We start from the raw sequence: 23,857 nt of genomic DNA, 5'->3' as shown, positions 1-23,857 counted from the left end.
GGGGTCCCGCTACCTGCTGGTGTGACTCTCGAGAAGGGCGGTTACGTTTACATCATGGCGGATCGCTATCGCGGCGCGCTGTACATCGGCGTGACTGCGGACATAGCCGCAAGAACGGTTCAACATCGCGCAAGGAAGGGTGGGAGTTTCACCGCTCGCTACGATCTGACACGGCTTGTCTCTGTCGAACACCATGACGATATCGAGGATGCTATCGCCCGCGAAAAGGCGATGAAGAAATGGAACCGCGCCTGGAAGATCAGGCGGATAGAAGAACAAAATCCCGATTGGGATGACTTGTTCGAGACGCTGAACATGTGAAAGGGAGCGGGATCCCCGCCTGCGCGGGGATGACGAGGTGGAATTGGAACTGGATATCGATATCGATGGCTGGCCGTCGGGCGAATGGGCCGCGTTGGCCGAGCGCGCGCTCTCGGCGACTGCGCAGGTGGAGCCTGCAATCGCCAACCCGCGCCTATCGACCTCGCTACTCTTCACTTCGGACGAGGAAGTCCACGCGCTCAACCGCGAGTGGCGCGGCAAGGACAAGCCGACCAACGTGCTGTCCTTCCCCATGCTGGAGCGCGAGGACCTGCTCGCTCTTGCACAAGACGGCCCTCCCGAGATGCTCGGCGATCTCGCGCTGGCCTCCGGGACCTGCGAGCGCGAAGCGGCGGAGAAGGGCATCGCGCTGGAGGATCACGCCGCGCATCTGATTATACACGGCTTCCTCCACCTCGCAGGCCACGATCATGTCGAATCCGACGCCCAGGCGGAGGCGATGGAAGCGCTCGAAATCGCGGCGCTTGCAAAACTGGGTATCGCGGACCCATATGGGGACCGCAACTGATGGGAGTGCATCGTTAGGGCCATGCCCGATTCGTCATCACCCGCGGGAGACGCGGAGAGTAGCAGCGGGCTGATGCTCGCAATCCGGAAATTCTTCGACCCCGATTACGGCGAACGCTCGTTGCGTGCGCAGCTGGAAGACGCCATCGACGAGCATGAGGGCGAGAACGGCGCGGAGGCGCCGGAGCACAGCGGCACCGGCGACTTGTCGCTGGTCGAGCGGCAGATGCTGCGCAACCTGCTGCATTTCTCCGAGCACGATGCCGACGACGTCGCCGTGCCGCGCGGCGAGATCATCGCGATGAATGCCAGTGCGAGCTGGGACGAGCTGGTCGAGACCTTCGCCGAGCACGGCCATTCGCGAATGCCCGTCTATCGCGAGCAGCTCGACGATGTAATCGGCATGATCCACATCAAGGATGTCTTCACCATCCTGGCGCGCGAACAAACCCCGCCCGAGGACTGGACCGTGCTGATGCGGCAGCCGCTTTATGTGCCGCAGACGCGCAATGCGCTCGACGTGCTGGCAGACATGCGCGCGCAGCGAATGCATCTGGCCGTGGTGGTGGATGAGTTCTCGGGTACCGACGGGATCATCACGATCGAGGATCTGGTCGAGGAAATCGTCGGCGAGATCGAGGACGAGCATGACGAAACACCCGAAGAATGGATCGTCGATATCGGCGAGGGGATGTGGGACTGCGATGCCCGCGCCGAGCTCGACGATGTCGCGGAGCAGGTCTCTCCCGCGCTCGCGGAGGTCGAGGAATCCGTCGATACGCTGGGCGGGCTGGCCTTCGTGCTGGCCGAACAGGTGCCCGAGACCGGCCGAGTGCTCGAGCATAAGAGCGGCTGGCGGATCGAGGTCACGGATGGAGACGAGACCCATGTGAAGCGGTTGCGGTTGCATGCGCCGGAGGAAGCGATACCCCCGGCCTGACGGCTGTTGCAGATTTCTGCACATTCTCCCTCGACACGTGCATCGCACGCTCATAGCGTGCAAGCGTCATGGCAACGCGTCGTCTTCCTCCCCTGCGCGCTCTCGAAGCCTTCGTGCGCACCGTGCGTCTTGGCTCCGCGCGCGCAGCGGCCGAGGAACTCGGTCTCAGCCCATCGGCGCTGTCGCGACGGATCGGCAACCTCGAGGAATTCGTCGGCAAGAAGCTGTTTACGCGGGCGCGGCAGGCAATGCAGCTGACCGATGACGGACATGCTTTTTTCGAGGCCGTGAACCCGCAACTGGAAGCGCTGGCGCGGGCGGTGGAAAGCCAATCGGACAATCTGTCGCTGCTGAGATTGCATTTGGGGGTTTTGCCGCTGTTCGGCACACAGCGTCTGTTTCCGCGACTTGGCGAATTGCGTGAGCGGCATCCACTCTTGCATATCGACATCGACACCGGGGCGCATCTGGAAGACCGTGTTGGCGATGTGCTCGATGCCGCGATCATCCTGTCGCGAGGCCCGTCGCGCGGGCTGCATGCCGTTCGGCTCGACTACAACAAAGTCCATGCGATCTGCAGCCGGGACCTGGCCGAGCGGATCGGCCCGGAACCCGACGCGGACAGGCTTTCGCGGCAGACGTTCCTCATTCATAACGAATTGTCCGAAAGCTTCACCGCCTGGCGCGCGGAGATCGGCTTGCCAGAACTGGAGCCGACAGCGATCGACCATTTCGATTCGGGTCAGATCATGCTGGAAGCGGCCGCGCAGGGGCTCGGCATTGCGATCATGCATGATGACCACATGCGCCGCGCAGCGGACAACCGATTGGCGACATTGTTCAATGTCGAGGTCGAAAGTCCTTACAGCTACTGGTTCATCTGCAAGCCCACGGCGCTGGAAGAGCGTCCGGTCCGCTTGTTCCACGACTGGCTGGTAAAGGCCGAGCTTTAGACTGGCTATATGTCGGTCGGTTGGGGCCGGTATCGGACCGCTTCGACCACATGCTGAAAGTTGCGCAGTGGCTTGCCGAGATTGGCCACGAGCTGCTTCTCGATCTCTTCGCGAGCCTTTGCCGCGATCGCCTTGCGCCCGCGATAATCGGCCGGACTGAAGGGTTCGAGATAGTGGAGCGTCAGGGGGAAGCTGCCCCGGCGCGCCATGATCCGCTTCGCATTGTGCAGCCCGCTTTCCTGGCCGACCCAGCCGATTTCCTCCGAATTCTCGCCGTAATCGAGCACTACGGGCTGAACCATCACCCCCGGAGGTGGCGGCTCGAGTACCGAGATCATGCTGGACTTGAACGGCAAGAGCGAATGGCCGTCCGTCACCGTGCCTTCGGGGAATATGGTCACCGACCAGTTATCGGCCAGGGCCTCCTTGAGCGCATTGATCTGTTCCGCCACACCGACGCGGTTCTCCCGCTTGACGAAAACCGTGCGGTTCAGACCGCACAGCCAGCCGATCACCGGCACGTCCGATAATTCCTGCTTGGCCACGAATGCGGTGCCGCTGGCTCCAGCCATGCTGAGAATATCGATCCAGCTTATGTGATTGGCGATGAAGAAGACATCGCGCCGCAGCGGTGTGCCCACAATCGTTACCCGCGCGCCCACTATCCATGCGGTATAGCGCAGGAAGAGCATGGGCATCGGCGAGCCATAGGCGAATACGCGATAAAGATAGTGCAGCGGCACCAGCGCACTGAGCAAAACAAGGATGGCGAGGGTGCGAAGGATGAACCGCGCCCAGCCCGCTACGGTCAGCGGGACAATTTCTCCCCGGGCTGCCGCCAGCCGCCGTGCCGTGTATTTCGTGAGCCGACGGTCAGTCTTCGCGGTCGAGGCGGACGCCATACAGTTCCAGCCGGTGATCAACCAGGCGATAGCCGAGCTTGGCGGCGATCTGTTTTTGCAGCGCTTCGATTTCCGGATCCACGAACTCGATCACCTTGCCGCTTTCGACGTCGATAAGATGGTCGTGATGCGCTTCGGGCGCCGCCTCGTAACGGGCACGCCCATCGCCGAAGTCATGGCGGTCGAGTATCCCCGCCTCTTCGAACAGGCGGACCGTGCGGTAAACGGTCGCGATCGAGATGCCGGAATCGATCTTGTTCGCCCGCTCATGCAACAGTTCAACATCGGGGTGGTCGTCGCTTTCCGACAGCACGCGCGCAATAACCCGGCGCTGCTCGGTTATGCGCAGCCCCTTATCGGCACATAATTGTTCGAGATCGATTCTCTGGTGCAATTTGGCTTCCCGCATGAAAAACGCCCCGTACCCTTACCGGGCCGGAGCGTCTTCCTCAAGGCGATCGCGAAGGTTTAGTCAGCCTTCTTCTTACGACCGCGCTTCTGGCCCGGTTTGCGGCCGAGGCCGATCTTGACTGCCAGATCGCGGCGGGTCGCCGCATAGTCGGGGGCGACCATCGGATAGTCGGCCGAAAGATTCCAGCGCGCGCGATACTCATCCGGTGTCAGACCATGTTCAGTCGACAAGTGACGCTTGAGCATCTTCATCTTCTTGCCACAGTCGAGACAGACGAGATGATCCTTCTTTACGGACGAACGGATCGAAACGGCCGGTTCGGGGACTTCTTCCGCAGCGGCACCGCTGGGATCCAGCCCCGACAGGGCCGAATAGACGTTGTTAATCAAGGTCGGGACTTCATTAACATCGACATTGTTGTTACTTACATGTGCCGCGACAATGTCCGAAGTTAGGGTGATTAGGGTCTCGGTCATGTCCGTATCGAAATCTTGCATTATTTGCCCTTCTGAATTGCGTCGGATCGCTCGCCCTGCGACCTGTTCTATGTCTCTATTGTATAAAACAGACAAGAAAATGCAATAAATGAAGTAGGCCGATATTTTGACGCATTACTACAACTTTTTTCGTTGTTTTGTCGCGCTGCTACAAGTTTCGGGCAAAAGTAATGGCATCGACCGTGGTCGAATCCAGAGTTCGGTAGTAAGCGCGCCGCTTTCCGATGGGTTCGAATCCGCAGCTGCGATAAAGTATTTCGGCGGGATTGTTGGCGCGCATTTCGAGAAAAATGCGTTCCGCGCCGGCGTCCCGTGCCATAGTCGCGAACATCTCGATCAACTTCCGGCCGAGCCCCTTGCCGCGCATTTGCGGACGCACGGCGATAAGCAGCAACTCTTCCTCGCCGGGCGCGCGCCGGGCAAGGACGAAACCAGCCGCGTCGCCCCCGATTGCGGGCCGATTCCCATATTCATCGATAAGAATCGCATAAGTGTGGGGCATGGCCAGAGAGTTGGCGACCTGCTGGCGTGTCCATGCCTCGCGCCAGAAAGGCTCGAAGGCGGCATCCATCACAGCCATGAGCTGGTCGATCTCGCTCATCGACCTGGCAGTTTAGCGTCGGGTGCCCGCCCGTAAAGCGGGGCAATACTGTCGCTCAAAAGGCTGGTTGGCACTCTCAGCGCACTGCGCGCGTCAGGTAGCGCAACCGTGGGGGAAGCGGCCCCGGCTTGCAGGGCGAGGTCTTCCGCTTTCGAACCCGCCAAGACGGCCCGGAGATCACGGTTTGCGGCGACATCCGGAGCGACCGAGGCGACGGCATCGATCGGCAGGCCATCGCCCCCGAAGTCCTGGACGAACCATTCGCCATGGCCGCCATTCATACATACGGTGACGCAAGCGTCGTTATTGCCCCGCGCCATTGCGGCCACCAGGGCGAGCGTCGGGTATCCACGGACCCGAGCCCGCCAGGCGATCCCCAGCGCCCGTGCCACTGCGACGCCAATCCGCACCCCGGTAAAACTGCCGGGGCCGAGCGAGACACGTATCTCCTCCGCGCGGCCCCTATCGGGCAATTCGGCAATCATCGGGACGAGCCTTTCGGCATGACCGCGGCCGAGTACCTCATGCCGCGCATCGACAAGCGCGCCCTCTTCGAACAGCGCCACCGAGCAGGCTTCCGTTGCGGTTTCTATTGCCAATATGCGCATGGGCGCGCACTGCCCCAGCCAGGGCTGGGCTGCAAGTCAGGCGATACTGTTAAAGGTCTCGAAGTCGGGGCGCGGACTGCGATCGAAAATGCTTTTGCGATCGCCATAGCCGATCGAGCAGATGAAGTTGCTTCTATGCCTTGGGCTATCGCCGAAAAAGGCTTTGTCGACCGCTTCGTTATCGAAACCGGACATCGGCCCGCAGTCGAGGCCAAGGGCTCGGGCGGCAATCATCAAATAGGCACCCTGGAGCGAACTGTTGCGGAAGGCCCCTTCCTTGCGGCCTTCCTCGTCGCCCTCGAACCAGCTTTTCGCGTCGGTATGCGGAAAGAGCCAGGGCAGTTCCTCGTGGAAATCGATGTCGTAGCCGATAATCGCCGTGACCGGTGCGGTCTTGATCTTGTCCCGATTTCCTTCCGAGGCGCACTCGGCCAGCTTAGCCTTGGCCTCGTCCGATTTCACCCAAACGATCCGTGCAGGTTGCATGTTGGCCGAGGTCGGACCCATCTTTAGTAGCTCATAGATTGCCTTGATCTGTTCGTCGCTCACCGGCTTGTCGAGCCAGCCATTATAGCTGCGGGCGTCGCGGAAGATCAGGTCGAGTGCGTCGGCGGAAAGCATATCGGCCAAGGTTGTTTTTCCTTTGGTTGAATGAAGGAAGTCAGGCTGCGCGGACTTCAACGACCTCGGGAACATAATGTTTCAGCAGGCCCTCGATCCCGTGCTTGAGCGTGGCGGTGGACGAAGGGCAGCCCGAGCATGCGCCCTGCATCTGCAGATGAACCACGCCATCACGATAGCCGCGATACTGGATGTCACCGCCATCACCCGCGACTGCCGGGCGGACACGGGTTTCCAGCAATTCGTTGATCTGCGCGATGATGTCGGCATCCTCGTCGCGCTCCTCCACCAGCATGCCGTCCTCTTCCGGCGGAACCGCGATGCCGCCCGCCGTACCGGGCGCGAACAGCGGCGCCTGCGACACGAAGTGATCGAGCAGGATAGCCAGAACCTGCGGCTTGAGATCGGTCCAATTGGCGCCAGGGGCAGCGGTCACGGTGACGAAATCGCTTCCGAAAAACACATTCACGACCTCGCCGGTATCGAAGATGGCCTGCGCCAGCGGGCTGGCCTCGGCGGATTCCGGCGTGGCGAATTCGCGCGTCCCCTTGCTCATGACCGGTTGACCGGGCAGAAATTTGAGGCTCGCGGGATTGGGCGTGGTTTCGGTCTCGATGAACATGGGTCACGATGTAGGAAGCTGGGAAGGCCGGGACAAGGAAGGATCGCTTGTCCAGCGAACATTCACCTAGCCTTCACGCTTTGCCCGCCTATATGCCTTGCATGACTCATTTCTCGCGTGCTTTCCGGCGTTTCGCGCTCATCCTTCCCGCCGCGCTGCTCTTCCCGCAGCCCATGCTCGCGCAGGAACCGGCCGAGCCGTCACCTCAATTCGTTGCTCAGCCCGATGAAACGCCGTGGATATACGAAGGCAGCGACGTTCCGCGTGACAAGGAATGGATCTTCGGCGAGTTGCCGAACGGCTTGCGTTATGCCGTGCGCAAGAACGGCGTTCCGCCCGATCAGGTTTCGATCCGTGTGCGGATCGATGCAGGCTCGCTCCATGAAGAAGATAGCGAGCGCGGATATGCGCACTTGCTCGAGCATCTGCTGTTCCGCGAAAGCCGCTATCTCGCGGTGGGCGAGGCGATCCCCACCTGGCAGCGTCTTGGCGCGACCTTCGGCAGCGATACCAACGCGCATACCAGCCCGACCGAAACGGTCTTCAAGCTCGATTTGCCCAATATCGACGAAGCGAAGCTGGCCGAAAGCATGAAGCTGCTTTCGGGCATGGTGCGCAGCCCGGTCCTCAGCGATACCAATGTCGGGGCAGAAGTGCCGATCGTCCTGGCCGAAAAGCGCGAGCGCGGCGGCGCTTCGGAACGGGCGGGTAACGCAAGCCGCGAAATCCTGTTTGCGGGTCAGCGCCTGGCAAACCGCGTTCCGATCGGGACCGAAGCAACCCTAGGCGCCGCTACCGGAGCGAGCGTAAGCGCCTTCTACAAACGCTGGTACCGACCCGAGAATGTGGTGGTTTCGGCGGCGGGTGACATGGACCCGATGCAACTCGCCGCGGAGATCGAGAAATGGTTCGGCGACTGGCAGGGCGAGGGGCCGTATGTTCCCGCGCCCGACTTCGGTGATCCGGTCGCGCCCCCGGGGGCGGATCCGGCCAATCCGGTTGGCGAAATCGGCGTTGTCGTCGAACCCGACCTGCCGCGGTCCTTTTCCTATGCGGTCATGCGACCGTGGCGGCCGGTTCTGGATACCGTCGCCTATAACGAAGGTTTGCTGCGCGATGCGCTGGCGCAGGCGTTGATCAATCGCCGCCTCGAAGCGCGTGCGCGTGCGGGCGGCAGCTATCTCTACGCACAGGTCGCGCAAGACGATGTCAGCCGATCGGCCGATATGACCTTCGTCAATTTCGCGCCGCTGACCGAAGACTGGCGCGCTGCTCTCGACGATATCCGGTCCGTGATCGCCGATGCTCTGGCAACCCCGCCATCCCGGGAAGAGATCGACCGTGAACTCGCCGAGTTCGAAATCGTGTTCAAGAGCCAGGTCGAGCAACGCCGCGTATTGCCCGGTCCACGGCTTGCCGACGACGTGGTGAATGCAGTCGATATCCGCGAAGCGATCGCCGCGCCGGAGACGGTTCTGATGGTGTTCAATTCGATGCGGGAAACGGTGACGCCGGAACTGGTGCTCGAGCACACCCGCGCGCTGTTTTCCGGCGACGTGATCCGCGCCGCCTATGTCACCCCGGCAACCGGCGAGGCGACCGAACAGGCCATTCGCAGCGCCTTGCTCGAACCGATCGAGGCCGATGGCAATGCGCGCATCGCCGCAGAGGCGATTTCCTTCGACGATTTGCCGCCGGTCGGCGAGCCCGGGGAAATCGAGGTGCAAGGGCCGATCGGCGTGCTCGATATCGAGCGGGTCGATTTCTCCAATGGTGTAAAGGCGATCCTCTGGTCTAACGATGCCGAACCCGGCCGGGTGGCGGTGAAGGTCCGTTTTGGCGCCGGGTTCCGGGCAATCGAAGCGGACCAGTCGGTTTATGCCAATCTCGGATATGCCGCACTGATCGGGGCCGGTATCGGCGAACTGGACCAGGAACAGCTCGATCTGCTTTCGACTGGCCGCAAATTCGGATTCGAGTTCCAAACCGGCGACGGGGCTTTCACCTTCTATGCGCAGACGCGGGAAGCGGACCTCGACGAACAGCTCTATCTTTTCGCGGCCAAGTTGGCGATGCCGGGCTGGGATCCCAATCCCGTGGCGCGGGCCAAGGCTGCGGGCAAACTGGCTTATGAAAGCTATTCGGCCAATCCGAGCGGAATCCTCCAGCGCGATCTGGAATATCTCCTTCGCGGAAACGATCCACGTTTCCGCACGCCGACGCCCGACATGCTAGATGCGGCGACGCCCGAGGAATTTCGCGCGGTGTGGGAACCCCTGCTCAAGCAGGGGCCGGTGGAAGTCCTTGTCTTCGGCGAGTTCGACAAGGATGCGACGATCGAGACCTTGCGCAAGACCTTCGGCGCATTGGAACCGCGCGAGACGCCCCCGGAGGCGGTGTTGAATCGCCCCGTGCCTTTTCCCGAAGCTGGTGAGACCGAGGTGCGCTATCATCGCGGGGATGCCAATCAGGCCGCGGCGGTCCTCGCCTGGCCCAGCGGTGCGGGGGTCGAGAACCTGCGCGAATCGCGCCGCCTCGAAGTGCTCGCCTCATTGTTCAACAACCGGCTGATGGACGCCATGCGCGAACATGCCGGTGCCAGCTATTCGCCGGTGGTCCGTTCCGACTGGCCCAGCGACGTGAATAGCGGCGGGCGCATCGCCGCGCTTGCGCAGTTGCGGCCCGAAGACGTGCCCGTCTTCTTCGCCGAGGCAGAACGTATCGCGAAGGAACTGGCCAGCGAGCCGGTTGGCGAAGACGAATACAATCGTGTGGTGGAACCGCTGCGCCAATATGTCAGCCGCGCTTCGACCGGCAATCTGTTCTGGCTGTATCAGTTGGAAGGTGCGACCGTGGACAGCCGCCGTGTTCCGATGCTGCGGTACCTTCTGGCGGACTATACCCAGACGCCGCCCGCCGCGCTGCAGGCGCTGGCCCAGAAGTATTTCGCCTCGCGCGAGGCGTGGCGGCTGGCGGTCATTCCGCAGGGTCAGGACCTGGCAAGGTCGGCACCCGTCGGCGATGCTGGAGCGGGCCGCTGAAGCGGTCACTGCAATCGACGTTTTAAGCTGGCCAAGCAAATGCTGCTTGCGCCATGATGCGTGCTCGTCTGCTACAGGCGATCACTCAGGCGCCTTGACCGGCGCCGCAAACGGAAGAGACAATGGCGACGAACTGGGCACCCGATAGCTGGCAGGGATATGAGGCAAGGCACTTGCCCGAATATCTCGACACGGCTGCTCTCGAAACGGCAACCGCCACGCTCGAAACGCATCCCCCGCTGGTCTTCGCGGGCGAGGCACGCGCGCTCAAGGCCGACCTTGCCGATGTGGCCGAAGGCCGCGCCTTCCTGTTGCAGGGCGGCGATTGCGCGGAAAGCTTCGCCGAATTTCATCCCAACAATATCCGCGATACTTTCCGTGTGCTGTTGCAGATGGCGGTGGTGATGACCTTCGCCAGCAAAAAGCCGGTGGTGAAGGTCGGCCGCATGGCAGGCCAATTCGCCAAGCCGCGAAGTTCCAATACCGAAACGCAAGGCTCCGTTACGCTGCCGAGCTATTTCGGCGACAACATCAACGGCATCGAATTCGATGCGGATTCCCGCACCAACGATCCGCAGCGTATGGTCCGCGCCTACTCGCAGGCGGCGGCTACGCTCAACCTCCTGCGCGCCTTCGCGACTGGCGGGTATGCCAATTTGCGCCAGGTTCACCAGTGGACGCTCGATTTCATGGGGCGCAGCCCATGGGCCGACCGTTTCTCGGATATCGCCGACCGCATCGGCGAAGCGCTCGACTTCATGGAGGCTTGCGGGGTCGATCCGCAAGTGCTGCCGCAATTGCAGCGCACCAGCTTCTACACCAGCCACGAGGCCTTGCTGCTGCCTTACGAGCAGGCCTTGACCCGGCGCGACAGCCTGACAGGCGATTGGTACGACACGTCCGCGCACATGGTCTGGATCGGCGACCGAACCCGGTTCGAAAATAGTGCACATATCGAATTCGCGCGCGGCATCGGAAACCCGCTGGGCATGAAATGCGGGCCGAGCCTGGAAACCGATGCGCTGCTGAAACTGCTCGACACGCTCAATCCCGCGCGCGAGCCGGGGCGCATCACCCTGATCAGCCGCTTCGGCCACGATAAGGTGGAAGACGGCCTGCCGCGCCTCGTTCGCGCGGTGAAGGCGGAAGGCCATCCGGTGGTGTGGAGCTGTGATCCGATGCACGGCAATGTTGTGAAGTCGGAAAGCGGCTACAAGACACGACCTTTCGATCGCATTCTGCGAGAGGTTAAGGGTTTCTTCGCTGTGCACCGCGCGGAAGGCACGCATCCGGGCGGCATCCATATCGAGATGACCGGACAGGACGTGACCGAATGCGTGGGGGGTGCGGTGGCCATCACCGACGAGGCGCTAAAGGATCGCTATCACACACATTGCGATCCGCGCCTCAACGCCGCGCAGTCGCTCGAGCTGGCTTTCCTCATCGCAGAGATGCTCAATGAGGAACACGGCGTGCGGCAAGCGAACGCGGCCTGAGCTTCGCGGGAAACAGGGCAGAACCGGCGCCTGCAGGGATCGCTCGGGATGCGCAGCAACTTACCTGAACTTCCTGCCATACGCTTGTTCGAAAGGGGTTTTTCGCCCTCCGGCCTTTAAACGGTCACTGAAATACGCCATGGTGGGAGACGGTCGCCATGTGTCGGTGACCGTCATGAAGGGGGGATGGAATGTCCCATGCCCAAACCAGATCCCAACCCGCTCCGGCGCTCGGCGATGCGCTCGCGGTTCGCTATGCCGCCTTGCGCAATCTGAGCGAAGCGCTGGTCGCACCGCTCAGCGATGGCGATGCAACCATCCAGTCGATGGAAGATGCCAGCCCGGCCAAATGGCACCTCGCACATACGACGTGGTTCTGGGAAACGTTCCTTCTGCGCGATCACCTTGATGGATACGCGTTGTTCGACGACGATTGGCCCTTCGTCTTCAACTCCTATTACGAGGCGGAGGGGGAACGCATTGCGCGGTTTTCGCGCGGGATGCTGTCGCGGCCCACACTGGAAGAGGTCCTGGCCTGGCGCGCGCATGTCGATGCGGCGATGGCCCGGTTGATCGACCGCGAAGAGCTTGCACCGCTTATCGAGCTTGGCATGGCGCATGAACAGCAGCATCAGGAATTGCTGCTGACCGATATCAAACATGCGTTGTTCCAGAACCCGCTCGGCGCGGCGATGTGGGATGTGGCCGGGAAGCAGGCGAAGTCACGAAGTGACGGGTGGCTGCGCCATCCAGGCGGTATCGCGCGTATCGGCCATCAATCGGATGGATTTGCGTTCGACAATGAAGGGCCTGCGCACCGCGTCCTGCTCGAACCCTTTGCGCTGTCCTCGCGCCTGGTGACGAATCGCGAATGGGCGGATTTCATAGCCGATGGCGGCTACCAGGCGGCGAAATTGTGGCTTTCCGACGGCTGGGCCTGGGTGCGCGATAAGGCTATCGATGCGCCGCTTTACTGGCGCGATGGCGAACAGTTCACCCATTCCGGCTGGCGAGAGCGCGATCCGAATGCGCCGGTCACGCATATCTCCTATTACGAGGCGGACGCCTTTGCGACCTGGGCGGGTAAGCGCTTGCCGACCGAGTTCGAGTGGGAGGCGATAGCCCGTGGCCAAGAAGGGGAAGGCCCCGCGCACGACCCAAATGGCGGAAATCAGTTGGATGGCGCATCGCCGCCGCTTCCAATTGGCGCTGACGGCCTGTTTGGCGATTGCTGGCAATTCACGCGTTCGGCCTATCTGCCCTATCCCCGCTTCAAGCCAGCGGCTGGCGCTGTGGGCGAATACAACGGCAAATTCATGAGCGGTCAGTTCGTGCTGAAGGGCGCGAGCTGCGCGACGGTACGCGGCCATTCGCGCGCCAGCTACCGAAACTTCTTCTACCCGCACCAGCGATGGCAGTTCACCGGCCTGCGTCTGGCAAAGGATATCTGATGAAAGCCGAAACCGGAATTTCCCTCGTCGATCTGGACGAGGACGGCGTCGACCGGGCTTTTCGCGCCGATGTCCTGAAAGGTCTTCGCCAGCAACAGAAGGCGGTGCCCGCCCGGTGGTTCTACGATGAGGAAGGGTCTCGCCTGTTCGAACAGATCACGCGGGTCGCCGAATATTATCCGACCCGTGCCGAAACCGAGATACTCGGCGCGCAAGGTGCGCAATTCGCCGATCTCATCGGGCCGGAACGGGCCGTGGTGGAATTCGGCTCCGGCAGCTCGGTGAAGACGCCGCTATTGCTCGAGGCGATCGCGCCCGCCGCTTACGTTCCGCTCGATATATCGGGCGATTTTCTGCGTCAGAGCGCGGCCGCCCTGGCACAAAAATTCCCCGGCCTGCCAGTCTACCCCGTGGAGGCGGACTTCATGCGCCGCGTCAGCCTGCCAGACGAGGTATCCGCGCTGGCGAAGCTCGGTTTCTTCCCCGGCTCGACGATTGGAAATATGGTGCCACGCACGGCCGTCGATCTGCTGCGTTCGATGCGTGCAACGCTCGGCGCCGACGAGGGCGAAAGCCCGATGTTGTTGATCGGGATGGATCTGGTCAAGGATCGGGCTGTCCTGGAAGCGGCCTATGACGACGCGGAAGGCGTGACGGCGGCATTCAACACCAATCTGGTCAGGCGGATAAACCGCGAACTCGACGGCACGATCGACCCGGCCGCTCTCGAGCACAGCGCGGTGTGGAACGACGATCTGGCGCGGATCGAAATGCATCTGCGCGCGACGCGTGATTTCTCCTTCGAGGTTTCGGGAGAGAAATTCTCGCTACGAAAGGGCGAGACGATCCATACGGAAAACAGCCACAAGTTCACCCGGCGCAGTGCCTACACGCTGTTGCTTGCCGGTGGCTGGACGCCGGTCCGGCGATGGCTGGACGAGGAAGAACGGTTCTCGGTCATCCTGGCGATTGCGACGGAGCAACGCGAAGCGCCCTGACCGACTACAGGGGTCATGGACGCTTCATGGCCCCGTTCCTATATGGGATAAATGGATCTCGAACCCGTCTTTCAGGCAGTCGCCGATACCCTGCGCGCGATTCCGCGTTCGGAGTTGCTGATCGCGGCGCTGGCGGCGATGGCATTGGGCTGGATCGGTGCCGTAGTCGCCAGGCGTTCGGCGCTGGGCGGCATTCTGCGCATTGCGAGTTCGCTCGCGCTTGGGCTGATCCTGCTGACGGTGGTGCTGCAACTGTCCCGTTTCGATCCGCGCTTCGACGTGGCGGTGCCACAGATCGGGCTGCCCGAACAAATGGTCGAGGGCGGCGAAACCCGCATTCCCCTTTCGGCGGACGGGCATTTCTGGGTGCGTGCCGAGGTCAATGGCGTGCCCGGCAATTTCATGATCGATACCGGAGCCACTTTGACCGCGATATCCGCGCCCCTGGCCGAACGCGCGGGGCTTGAGCCGCGGCGCGGCGGCATTCCGATCATGCTCGGCACGGCCAATGGCACGGTCCAGGCCCATGTCGCCACGGTCGACAGCCTGACCTTCGGCAATGTCAGCGCCAGCGGGACCGATGCGGCGATCGCGGAGAGCTTCGGCGATTTCAACGTCATCGGCATGAATGTGCTTGCGCGGCTGGGATCGTGGCGGGTGGAGGACAATACCCTGATCCTGGTCCCCGCACCGAGGATACGATTTCGTAAAATCCGCCGTTGGATCGCGCGGCGCGAGCCGCTAGGCCTGCCATCCATGGACCGTGCGATCGCGCTTCCCGCACCCCGCCACTTGGCACTCTGCTTTCGCAGGGTTCCCTGGCGGTGTTTCTCGATTTCGACGGGACCTTGGTCGAGATCGCATCCGATCCCGATGCCATCCTCGTTCCCCCGGATATGGGCGATCGGCTGAGGGTGTTGCGGGACCGGCTGGAGGGCCGGTTGGCACTTGTCAGCGGGCGCGCGCTGGATGATGTGGAACGGCATCTGGGCCGGCTCGACCTCGCGCGGGCCGGATCGCACGGCCTGGATCGAATCCATGCCGATGGGCGTCCCGCCGGATCGATACCCGCGCCGCTGCCGGACGAGGTGATTACGAAGCTGCGCCATTTTGCTCAGGATCATGGCTTGCTCTTCGAGCTGAAGACCCATGGCGGCGCCCTGCATTATCGCCAGCGGCCTGAATACGAAAAACAGGCGCAGGCTTTTGCCGCCGACCTTGCCGACAAACACGGGCTGGCGGTCAAACGCGGGAAAGCAGTGGTCGAACTGGTCCGACCCGGTGCCAGCAAACGGGGCGCCGTTGAAGCATTCATGGAACAACCGCCCTTTGTCGGCGCGATGCCGCTCTTCATCGGCGACGATGTGACCGATGAGGATGGTTTTGCAGGCGCGGCCGATTTTGGCGGTTTCGGCATTGCCGTGGGCGAACGCCCCAGCGAGCGGGCACAATACAGGCTCGACAACGTTGCTGCAGTGCACCATTGGTTGGAGATATGATGCAGGCCGATCTCGAGCTGTCCCCCATCGGCAATTGTCAGGTCAGCGCGCTGTTGGATCGCGAGGGCGCCTTCGTCTGGGGGTGCGTTCCGCGAGTCGATGGTGATCCGGTGTTTTGCTCGCTGCTTAATGGCGATGTTCGCGACCGGGGCATCTGGCGCTTCGAACTCGACGGCCAGACCAAGGCCACGCAGCGCTACGAACGCAACACCGCGATCCTGGTCACCCGCCTCGAGAGTGAGGATGGCAGTGCGGTCGAAATCCACGATTTCGCGCCGCGGTTCGAGCGTTCGGGCCGAATGTACCGGCCTGTAGCCTATGCCCGTATCGTAAGGCCCGTGGCCGGCGCTCCGCGCATGCGCGTCGTACTCACGCCGATGAAGGATTACGGGGCGGGGCTGGCCGCAACCACCAATGGCACCAACCACGTCCGCTACCTGATCGGCCCGCAGGCACTGCGCCTGTCGACCGATGCGCCTGTCGGCTACATCCTCGAAGGGCGCAGCTACCGCGTGGAGAGCGACCAGCATTTCTTCCTTGGTCCGGACGAACCCTTCGTCGGCAACATCCGCGACGAGGTACGCCGGATGGAGGCGATGACCGCGCGGTACTGGCGGCACTGGGTACGCGGCCTGCACATCCCGCTCGAATGGCAGGAAGAGACGATCCGCGCGGCGATTGCGCTCAAACTGTGTCAGCACGAGGAAACCGGCGCGATTGTCGCCGCGCTGACCACATCGATTCCCGAAGCCGCGAACAGCCAGCGCAACTGGGACTATCGCTATTGCTGGATCCGCGACAGCTATTACACCGTGCAGGCGCTCAATCGCCTCGGCGCGCTCGACGTGCTGGAGAAATACCTCGCCTATTTGCGCAATATCGTCGACCAGGCGCGCGGCGGGCAGATCCAGCCGCTCTATTCGGTCATGGGTGCCGACGACCTCCACGAGTCCGAGGCTGAGCATCTTGCCGGATATCGCGGCATGGGGCCTGTCCGCGTTGGCAATGCCGCCTACAAGCAGGTGCAGTACGATTGCTACGGCCAGATCGTCATGCCGACCGCGCAGGCTTTCTTCGACACACGTTTGCTGCGCATGGCCGACGAGCGCGATTTCGCCCATCTGGAGGAAGTAGGCGAGGCGGCCTGGGCCAAGCATGACAAGCCCGATGCGGGCCTGTGGGAATTCCGCACCCGGCAGGAAGTGCACACCTATTCGGCCGTTATGTGCTGGGCAGCGTGCGACCGGCTCGCCAATGTCGCTGCGACGCTGGGCAAAGGCGATCGGGTGGTTTTCTGGAAGAAGCGCGCCGAAGCGATCCGGGAGACGATTGAGACGAATGCCTGGAAGAAGCAGGGCCAGCATTATGGAGCCAGTTTCGAAAACGGCTATCTCGATGCCAGCCTGCTGCAATTGGTGGAATTGCGCTATCTCAAGCCGGACGACGAGCGTTTTCTGAAAACCTTCGCCGCGGTCGAACGCGACCTGCGCCGGGGCGATCACATGCTGCGCTACGCCGCCGAGGACGATTTCGGCGCGCCAGAGACGGCCTTCAACGTCTGCACCTTCTGGCTGATCGAGGCTCTGGGGCTGGTCGGTCGGGAGGAGGAAGCGCGCGAGATCTTCTGCTCGATGCTCAGTCACACGACCAGTTCGGGGTTACTAAGCGAAGATCTCGATTATGAAACCGGCGAGCTGTGGGGGAACTTCCCGCAGACCTACTCGCTGGTTGGTATAATCAATTGTGCCGGACTGTTGAGCAAACCCTGGAGCGAAGTGCGCTGAGCACCGATCCCCGCCTTGTTGTCATCTCGAACCGTGTCGCGGTGCCCAAGGCGCGCGGCGCGGCGGGGGCGCAGGGTGGTTTGGCGGGTGCGCTTCATGCGGCGCTGAAATCGCGCAAGGGCCTGTGGTTCGGCTGGTCCGGACAGGAAAGCGGCTCGGGGCGGACCGGCCATATCGACACGCAGACCAGCGATGGCGTGACCACCGCCACGATCGACCTCTCGCAGCGCGATATCGACGAATATTATAATGGCTATGCCAATTCGACACTCTGGCCGTTGTTCCATTATCGCCTCGACCTTGCCGAATACGAACGCGAGACGGGCAAGGGCTACGAGCGGGTCAACGAGCGCTTTGCCGACTTGTCCGCGCCGCTGATCGAGCCCGAGGATGTCGTATGGGTCCACGATTATCACCTGATCCCACTCGGTGAACGGCTGCGCTCGCGCGGGCTTAAAAACCGGATCGGCTTCTTCCTCCACATCCCTTGGCCTGCAACGCGCCTGTTCGTTTCGCTCCCTTACCACGAGCGCCTAGTACGCACCTTGCTCTACTACGACGTGGTCGGCTTCCAGACGGAAGAATGGCTCGACAGCTTCCTGCACTATTGCGAGAACGAGCTTGGCGCCCAGGTCGACAAGGGGAGCGGCGCGGTCACGTTCGAAGGGCGCACCACATTGGCGCGTGCCTATCCCATTGGCATCGATTGGGATCATTTTTCCCGCCTCGGCGAAACCGGTGACGCGCGGCAGGCACAGCAGCGCTTGCTCAGTTCGACCCGCCGTCGCACCGCGATGATCGGGGTCGACCGGCTCGATTATTCCAAGGGACTGCCCGAACGTATCGACGGGATCGGCCGTTTCTTCGAAAGAAATCCCGAGCGCGTGCGCGATCTCGTTTTCATCCAGATCGCACCGCCCAGCCGTGAAGATGTCGAGAGCTATCAGGCGATCCGCGCCGAGCTGGAACAGAAATGCGGCCAGATCAACGGCGCGCGCAGCGAGGTCGACATGGTGCCGATCCGCTACGTCAATCGCGGCTACAGCCATGCCGAACTATTCGGCTTTTTTCGCGCCGCGAAGATCGGTCTCGTGACCCCCTTGCGCGACGGGATGAACCTCGTAGCCAAGGAATATGTCGCTGCGCAGGACCCGGAGGACCCGGGCGTGCTGATCCTGTCGCGCTTCGCCGGGGCCGCCGCGCAATTGCCCGATGCCGTGCTGGTCAATCCGCACAGCCCCGACGATATCGACCATGCGATCCGCACCGCGCTCGACATGCCGCTCGCAGAGCGCAAGAGCCGCCATGAGAAGATGATTGCGACGGTGCGCGACGACAATGTGCAGCAATGGACCGCGAACTTCCTGCGCGACCTTTCGTAAGGCGCGGTCCGCTGCGCGATTGCGCATACCCTGCGCGGCTGCCACCGTCCCGCGCATGATTCGCGACGCATTTCTCGACACCCAGGGCATCCACAATTTCCGCGATTACGGCGGCTGGAAGACGCGCGGCGGCGGGACGGTGCGCACCGGCCTGCTCTACCGCTCGGGCCACCATGTCGAGGCCACCGATACAGACCTTTCGGCCATCGCCCACCTCGGCATCCACACGGTTATCGATCTGCGCGGGCAAAGCGAGCGTTCGGCCCATCCCTGCCGCAGGGTCGAAGGATTCGATGGCGAGGTGGTCTTCTACGACGGGGAGACGACCAGCAGCCCGCCACATATGGATATCGATCCGGACATGGCCGCTTCCGACTTCGCGCGCGAACGGATGCTAGCGGTCTACACCCGTATGCCCGACAACCCGGCGATGATCGACATGTTCGGACGCTATCTCAATATCCTCGTCGAGCGGGAGGGCGCGAGCCTGGTGCATTGTTATGCCGGCAAGGACCGCACCGGTGTTGCGGCGACCATGCTGCTGCATATCCTCGGCGTGTCGGAAGACGATCAGCGCCGCGAATTCCTGCGCACCAATGACAGCCCGACCTTCGATGTTCTCGCGCGCCAGTCGCTTCCGGGAATCGAGGCGCGGCTGGGGCGCAAGCTCGACGAAGGCGCGGCGAAGGACCTGCTCGGCGTGCGCGAAGAATATCTCGACCGCTATCTCGAAATCGCGAGCCAGCGGCATGGCAGCTTCGATGGCTATCTCGAACGGGCGATAGGTGTGGATGACGCACTGCGCGATGCGCTGATTGCACGCTTCGTGGCGTGACTCTCGGTTCGCCGGTTCCCATATAGCCGCGATACCTTTTCAGACTGACGGATTTGACGACATGGCTACCCATCGCACCAAAATGCTCATCATCGGCTCCGGCCCGGCGGGATACTCCGCCGCCATTTACGGCGCGCGCGCGATGATGGAGCCGATCGTGGTGCAGGGCCTCCAACCGGGCGGCCAGTTGACGATCACCACCGATGTCGAGAACTATCCCGGCTTTGCCGACGTTATCCAAGGCCCCTGGCTGATGGAACAGATGCAGAAGCAGGCCGAACACGTCGGCACGCGGATGATGTGGGATACGATCGTCGATGTCGACCTGTCGAACGGTTCGCCCTTCAAGGCCGTGGGCGACAGCGGCGATGAATATATCGCCGACGTGCTGGTGATCTGTACCGGCGCGCAGGCCAAGTGGCTGGGCGTTCCGGGTGAGCAGGAACTGGGCGGCAAGGGCGTGTCCGCCTGCGCGACCTGCGATGGGTTCTTCTATCGCGGCAAGAAGGTCGCTGTGATCGGTGGCGGCAATACCGCGGTCGAGGAAGCGCTCTACCTCACCAACCACTCGGACGATGTGACCCTGATCCACCGCCGCGACGAGCTGCGCGCGGAGAAAATTCTGCAGGAGCGCCTGCTCAACCACCCCAAGATCACCTGTGTCTGGAACAAGACCGTCGAAAGCTTCGAGGCCGGCCCGGGTGGCGCGCTGGGCCACCTCAACCTGCGCGATACCGTGACCGGCGAGGACAGCACGCTGGAAGTCGACGGCGCCTTCGTAGCTATCGGCCACGCGCCCGCGACCGAACTGTTCAAGGGCAAGCTGCCGATGGACGAGGGCGGCTATCTGCTGACCGAACCCGGCTCGCCCAAGACCGAGATCCCGGGCGTATTCGCGGCAGGCGACGTCACCGACCATACCTATCGCCAGGCGGTGACTGCGGCGGGCATGGGCTGCATGGCCGCGCTCGATGCCGAGCGCTTCCTCGCCACGCTCGACGTGGCGGAGCGCGAAGCGGCGGAATAAAGCCCGCTCCAGTTATTGCGAGCCGAAGACGAAGCAATCCCTCTTCGGACGTCGCGGCGGTTTGCCGCGCTGGAAGATGGATTGCCGCGGAGCCTCCGGCTCCTCGCAATGACTGTCGGTGCTTACATGTGGATGTCGAACACCACGATGGCTGCGTGGAAGATCAGCACCATCAGCGCCACGCTCGACAGCGCGTAGAGCACGAAGCGCACCATCACGACATTCGCGGTCGCCTGCACCAGCGAGTGGATCACCCTGAGACCGACGTAAATCCACGCGATCAGCGCATTCATCCCGTCGCCCGAACCGACCAAGGCCAGCAGCAGGGCAACCGCATAAAAGACGGTCGGTGCCTCATGCAGGTGGTTGTAATTATGCGCTTTCCACTGGACTTCGGCTGGCAGCTCCTCGTCGAGCGCCTTTGTCCGGCGCGCATCGTTGGGTTCGATTCCCGCCTCCGACATCGCCGGAATACGGGTGGCATACATCCACAGCCACATGATCATGGTCCATACCATGAGCGCGACGACGGGCTGCAGGATTTGCGATTCGATCATCGGTCGGGAACTCCGTCAGGCCGGCGCGAGGCCGGGATCGTGGAAGAGGGTCAGCGATAGGGCACGGTAGGCGAGGAAGACCAGCACCAGCGATCCTGCCAGGAAAAGCATGAAGCGGACGGGAACCTTGTTCACCGTTGCCTGCCAGATCGAATGGACGATCCTGAGGCCGACATAGATCCACGCCGCCAGTGCGTCTCCGGCGCTCGGACCCATGATCGCGATGATGACCACGGCCGCGTAGAAGACCGTGGGCTGTTCCATCAGGTGCGTGTAATTGTGCGATTTCCAGTTCACCTGCGGCGGCAGCGCGGCTTCGCTATCCTGCCCGCGCACACCGGCCGGCGCATTGCCGACAGCGATGCCGACCTTTGCCAGCGCGGGAAAGCGTGTGAAGGCCATCCAGAACAGCATGACGAGCGACCATGCCACGAGCACCGCGGCAGGTGCGAGCATCTGGGCTTGCATTGTCGAATTCTCCCCTCTCGATCTCAGCCCGAAGGATTGCGGGCCGCAGGATCGATTGTCAAACGCAACTATGTATCGACCAGTGTCGCGGCAAAGCTTGCGGGGTCGGTATTGCCGCCGGTGAGCAGGATCACGGTATCCTCGTCCACCGGCACTTTTCCGGCAAGCGCTGCGGCCAGCGCGGCGGCACCGCCCGGTTCGGCCACCAGGTTGAGCCTCGCGAAGGCGAAACGCTGCGCGGCGCGCACCTCTTCGTCGGTTACCGTCACGCCCGGTTTGGCGCGGCCTGAGAGAACCGCGAGGTTGATGGGCTTGGTTGCATCGGGTTGCAAGGCGTCGCAGATCGTCGAGGGCGGATCGTCCCCGACATGCACGATCTCCCCATTTGCGAGCGCCCGACCCACCATGTCCCACCCTTCGGGCTCGACCACGTGAATCGCGCTATCCGGACAGGCGAGGGCGAGACCGGCCGCCAATCCGCCGCCCCCGCAGCACACTACCAGTCGCGAAGGGCTGCGGCCGAGCTGCGCCTCGATCTCGACGCCCGCGCTACCCTGGCCTTCGATTACCCAGGGATCGCCGAAAGCATGCACCAACACGGCGCCGCGTTCCTTCACCAGCCTTGCAGCCACTTCGTCGCGATCCTCGCCGGGTCGGTCGTAGAGCACGATCTCCGTCCCCAGCGCCCGCGTCGCCTCCAGCTTTACCCGGGGCGCATTGCGCGGCATGACGATAGCCGCCGCGATACCCAGCCGCCGGGCCGCCCAGGCCACCCCTTGTGCATGATTGCCCGAAGACACCGCGACCACGCCGCGCCTCTTCTCCTCGTCGGACAGGTTGGACAGCCGCCACCAGCCGCCGCGGATCTTGAACGCGCCCACCGGTTGCAGGCTCTCCGCCTTAACATGACAGCGCACGCCTTCGATCTCGATCGGCAGCAGCGGCGTCGGCGGCAAGATGCGACCGATGGAATCGGCGGCGGCAAGAACGCCCTGGCGGGTCGGCATGCGGATTTCGTCTCGGATCATTGGCGCACCTAACGCATTTCGCTAGGGGGCGCGCAAGATTCGAATTTTCACGAAAGAGGTTTTACCCATGTCGACAGTCCTGGTGATCGGTGCCGGCGGTGTCAGCAGCGTCTGCGTCCATAAAATGGCGATGAACGCCGAAATTTTTTCGGACATCCACCTTGCCAGCCGCACGAAGTCCAAATGCGATGCGATCGCCGCTTCGGTGAAGGAGCGCACGGGGCAGGACGTGGCGACTTACGAAATCGACGCGGAAGAAGTCCCCGCGATGGTCAATCTGATCCGCAAGGTCGGGCCGAGCCTCGTGGTCAACCTGGCGCTGCCGTATCAGGATTTGCCAATCATGGACGCCTGCCTCGAAGCGGGCGTCGATTACCTCGACACCGCGAATTACGAGCCCAAGGACGAAGCCAAATTCGAATACAAGTGGCAGTGGGCCTATCACGACCGCTTCAAAGAGGCGGGGCTCATGGCGCTGCTCGGTTCGGGCTTCGATCCGGGCGTCACCAGCGTGTTCACCATGTGGCTCAAGAAGCACAAGCTGAAGACCATCCGCCAACTCGACATTCTCGACTGCAATGGCGGCGATCACGGCCAGGCCTTCGCCACCAACTTCAACCCGGAAATCAATATTCGCGAAGTGACCGCGCCCGCGCGTCACTGGGAAGGTGGCGAATGGGTCGAAACACCGGCGATGGGCAAGAAAGTCGAATTCGATTTCGAGGCGGTCGGCGCCAAAAACATGTACATGATGTATCACGAGGAGCTGGAAAGCCTCGCCAAGTTCAATCCCGAGCTGGAGCGCGCGCGCTTCTGGATGACCTTTGGCGACGAATACATCAAGCATCTGACCGTGCTGCAGAATGTCGGCATGACGCGCATCGATCCGGTCCGCTATCAGGGCAAAGACATCATCCCGCTGCAATTCCTTGCCGCCGTGCTGCCCAAGCCCGAAACGCTGGGCGAAACAACCAAGGGCAACACCAATATCGGCGTGATCGCGACCGGCGAGGCGCTCTACGGATCGGGCGAAAAGACATTTTATATCAACAACATCTGCTCCCATGAGGCCGCATACGAAGAAACTGGCAACCAGGCAGTTTCCTATACGACCGGCGTTCCGGCGATGATCGGTTCGGCCATGATGGTCACCGGAAAATGGGACGGCGACGGGGTTTTCAACATGGAAGAAATGGACCCCGATCCCTTCATGGACATGCTCAATGAACACGGCCTGCCCTGGCAGGTGAAGGAGCTCGACGGGCCGGTTGGGTTCTAATATAACT

General features: G+C 62.3%; 25 protein-coding genes. 15 read left to right on the top strand and 10 right to left on the bottom strand.

The window, feature by feature from the left end:
* Nucleotides 1-54 precede the first annotated feature (54 nt).
* The 4 genes from DVR09_RS12325 (at nt 55) to DVR09_RS12310 (ending at nt 2,742) form a co-directional block, all read left to right on the top strand.
* Complete coding sequence (locus DVR09_RS12325; protein ID WP_115417949.1) at nt 55-321, top strand: GIY-YIG nuclease family protein; 267 nt, start codon at nt 55-57, stop codon at nt 319-321.
* Nucleotides 322-358: 37 nt separating this feature from the next.
* Nucleotides 359-850 carry an rRNA maturation RNase YbeY gene (gene ybeY / locus DVR09_RS12320; RefSeq protein WP_115417171.1) on the top strand — a complete coding sequence of 164 codons (492 nt, stop codon included), beginning with the start codon at nt 359-361 and terminating at the stop codon, nt 848-850.
* Nucleotides 851-922: 72 nt separating this feature from the next.
* Nucleotides 923-1,789, top strand: a complete 867-nt coding sequence (locus tag DVR09_RS12315; protein WP_234041441.1) for a hemolysin family protein — start codon at nt 923-925, stop codon at nt 1,787-1,789.
* 68 nt (nt 1,790-1,857) lie between these two features.
* Nucleotides 1,858-2,742, top strand: coding sequence for a LysR substrate-binding domain-containing protein (locus DVR09_RS12310; protein ID WP_115417169.1), 885 nt, complete (start codon nt 1,858-1,860; stop codon nt 2,740-2,742).
* A 5-nt stretch (nt 2,743-2,747) separates the two neighbouring features.
* Here the strand turns inward: DVR09_RS12310 and DVR09_RS12305 are convergent, their stop codons facing one another.
* From DVR09_RS12305 to DVR09_RS12275, 7 genes are all read right to left on the bottom strand, one after another.
* Entirely contained in the window at nt 2,748-3,644 is an 897-nt protein-coding gene (locus DVR09_RS12305; protein ID WP_115417168.1) for a lysophospholipid acyltransferase family protein, read from the bottom strand.
* Nucleotides 3,616-4,038 carry a Fur family transcriptional regulator gene (locus tag DVR09_RS12300; RefSeq protein WP_115417948.1) on the bottom strand — a complete coding sequence of 141 codons (423 nt, stop codon included), beginning with the start codon at nt 4,036-4,038 and terminating at the stop codon, nt 3,616-3,618. Before DVR09_RS12300 ends, DVR09_RS12305 begins: the two co-directional genes overlap by 29 nt.
* 74 nt (nt 4,039-4,112) lie before the next feature.
* On the bottom strand, nt 4,113-4,553 hold the full coding sequence (locus tag DVR09_RS12295) for a Ros/MucR family transcriptional regulator (RefSeq protein WP_115417167.1): 441 nt from the start codon (nt 4,551-4,553) through the stop codon (nt 4,113-4,115).
* Nucleotides 4,554-4,701: 148 nt separating this feature from the next.
* The gene (locus DVR09_RS12290; RefSeq protein ID WP_234041440.1) at nt 4,702-5,154 is read right to left on the bottom strand and encodes a GNAT family N-acetyltransferase; all 453 of its coding nucleotides are present in this window, start codon (nt 5,152-5,154) and stop codon (nt 4,702-4,704) included.
* A complete protein-coding gene (tsaB, locus tag DVR09_RS12285) occupies nt 5,151-5,720 on the bottom strand; it encodes a tRNA (adenosine(37)-N6)-threonylcarbamoyltransferase complex dimerization subunit type 1 TsaB (RefSeq protein ID WP_435867797.1) in 570 nt (189 codons plus the stop codon). Before tsaB ends, DVR09_RS12290 begins: the two co-directional genes overlap by 4 nt.
* A gap of 78 nt (nt 5,721-5,798) precedes the next feature.
* Nucleotides 5,799-6,383 carry a malonic semialdehyde reductase gene (locus DVR09_RS12280; protein WP_174223783.1) on the bottom strand — a complete coding sequence of 195 codons (585 nt, stop codon included), beginning with the start codon at nt 6,381-6,383 and terminating at the stop codon, nt 5,799-5,801.
* Nucleotides 6,384-6,423: 40 nt separating this feature from the next.
* The gene (locus DVR09_RS12275; RefSeq protein ID WP_115417164.1) at nt 6,424-7,005 is read right to left on the bottom strand and encodes a NifU family protein; all 582 of its coding nucleotides are present in this window, start codon (nt 7,003-7,005) and stop codon (nt 6,424-6,426) included.
* Between the two features lie 101 nt (nt 7,006-7,106).
* Here DVR09_RS12275 and DVR09_RS12270 point away from each other — a divergent pair, with 101 nt between their 5' ends.
* From DVR09_RS12270 to trxB, 10 genes are all read left to right on the top strand, one after another.
* Complete coding sequence (locus DVR09_RS12270) at nt 7,107-10,046, top strand: M16 family metallopeptidase (RefSeq protein WP_115417946.1); 2,940 nt, start codon at nt 7,107-7,109, stop codon at nt 10,044-10,046.
* A gap of 122 nt (nt 10,047-10,168) precedes the next feature.
* On the top strand, nt 10,169-11,542 hold the full coding sequence (locus tag DVR09_RS12265) for a class II 3-deoxy-7-phosphoheptulonate synthase (RefSeq protein WP_115417163.1): 1,374 nt from the start codon (nt 10,169-10,171) through the stop codon (nt 11,540-11,542).
* Nucleotides 11,543-11,733: 191 nt separating this feature from the next.
* Nucleotides 11,734-12,993 (top strand): ergothioneine biosynthesis protein EgtB, encoded by a 1,260-nt coding sequence (gene egtB / locus DVR09_RS12260; RefSeq protein ID WP_115417162.1) that lies wholly within the window; start codon nt 11,734-11,736, stop codon nt 12,991-12,993.
* Nucleotides 12,993-13,991, top strand: coding sequence for an L-histidine N(alpha)-methyltransferase (egtD, locus tag DVR09_RS12255; RefSeq protein WP_115417161.1), 999 nt, complete (start codon nt 12,993-12,995; stop codon nt 13,989-13,991). The genes egtB and egtD overlap by 1 nt, the downstream gene beginning before the upstream one ends.
* 51 nt (nt 13,992-14,042) lie before the next feature.
* Complete coding sequence (locus DVR09_RS12250; RefSeq protein WP_115417160.1) at nt 14,043-14,903, top strand: retropepsin-like aspartic protease family protein; 861 nt, start codon at nt 14,043-14,045, stop codon at nt 14,901-14,903.
* Nucleotides 14,840-15,490 (top strand): trehalose-phosphatase, encoded by a 651-nt coding sequence (otsB, locus tag DVR09_RS12245; RefSeq protein WP_234041439.1) that lies wholly within the window; start codon nt 14,840-14,842, stop codon nt 15,488-15,490. Before DVR09_RS12250 ends, otsB begins: the two co-directional genes overlap by 64 nt.
* Nucleotides 15,487-17,274 (top strand): glycoside hydrolase family 15 protein, encoded by a 1,788-nt coding sequence (locus DVR09_RS12240; protein WP_115417159.1) that lies wholly within the window; start codon nt 15,487-15,489, stop codon nt 17,272-17,274. Before otsB ends, DVR09_RS12240 begins: the two co-directional genes overlap by 4 nt.
* 41 nt (nt 17,275-17,315) lie before the next feature.
* Nucleotides 17,316-18,656 (top strand): alpha,alpha-trehalose-phosphate synthase (UDP-forming), encoded by a 1,341-nt coding sequence (locus DVR09_RS12235; RefSeq protein WP_234041438.1) that lies wholly within the window; start codon nt 17,316-17,318, stop codon nt 18,654-18,656.
* Nucleotides 18,657-18,711: 55 nt separating this feature from the next.
* Complete coding sequence (locus DVR09_RS12230) at nt 18,712-19,491, top strand: tyrosine-protein phosphatase (protein ID WP_115417158.1); 780 nt, start codon at nt 18,712-18,714, stop codon at nt 19,489-19,491.
* Nucleotides 19,492-19,552: 61 nt separating this feature from the next.
* Complete coding sequence (gene trxB, locus DVR09_RS12225; protein ID WP_115417157.1) at nt 19,553-20,518, top strand: thioredoxin-disulfide reductase; 966 nt, start codon at nt 19,553-19,555, stop codon at nt 20,516-20,518.
* A 122-nt stretch (nt 20,519-20,640) separates the two neighbouring features.
* Here the strand turns inward: trxB and DVR09_RS12220 are convergent, their stop codons facing one another.
* The 3 genes from DVR09_RS12220 to DVR09_RS12210 form a co-directional block, all read right to left on the bottom strand.
* Nucleotides 20,641-21,075 (bottom strand): MAPEG family protein, encoded by a 435-nt coding sequence (locus DVR09_RS12220; RefSeq protein WP_115417156.1) that lies wholly within the window; start codon nt 21,073-21,075, stop codon nt 20,641-20,643.
* Between the two features lie 15 nt (nt 21,076-21,090).
* Nucleotides 21,091-21,543: an MAPEG family protein gene (locus DVR09_RS12215; RefSeq protein ID WP_115417155.1), complete on the bottom strand. Its 453-nt coding sequence runs from the start codon at nt 21,541-21,543 to the stop codon at nt 21,091-21,093.
* Nucleotides 21,544-21,611: 68 nt separating this feature from the next.
* Entirely contained in the window at nt 21,612-22,571 is a 960-nt protein-coding gene (locus tag DVR09_RS12210) for a threonine ammonia-lyase (RefSeq protein WP_115417154.1), read from the bottom strand.
* A gap of 67 nt (nt 22,572-22,638) precedes the next feature.
* Here DVR09_RS12210 and DVR09_RS12205 point away from each other — a divergent pair, with 67 nt between their 5' ends.
* Complete coding sequence (locus tag DVR09_RS12205) at nt 22,639-23,850, top strand: saccharopine dehydrogenase family protein (protein WP_115417153.1); 1,212 nt, start codon at nt 22,639-22,641, stop codon at nt 23,848-23,850.
* Nucleotides 23,851-23,857 lie beyond the last annotated feature (7 nt).

Source organism: Erythrobacter aureus, from assembly GCF_003355455.1.
Classification (GTDB): Bacteria; Pseudomonadota; Alphaproteobacteria; order Sphingomonadales; family Sphingomonadaceae; genus Qipengyuania; species Qipengyuania aurea.
This window is presented reverse-complemented; position numbering and strand designations above follow the sequence as displayed.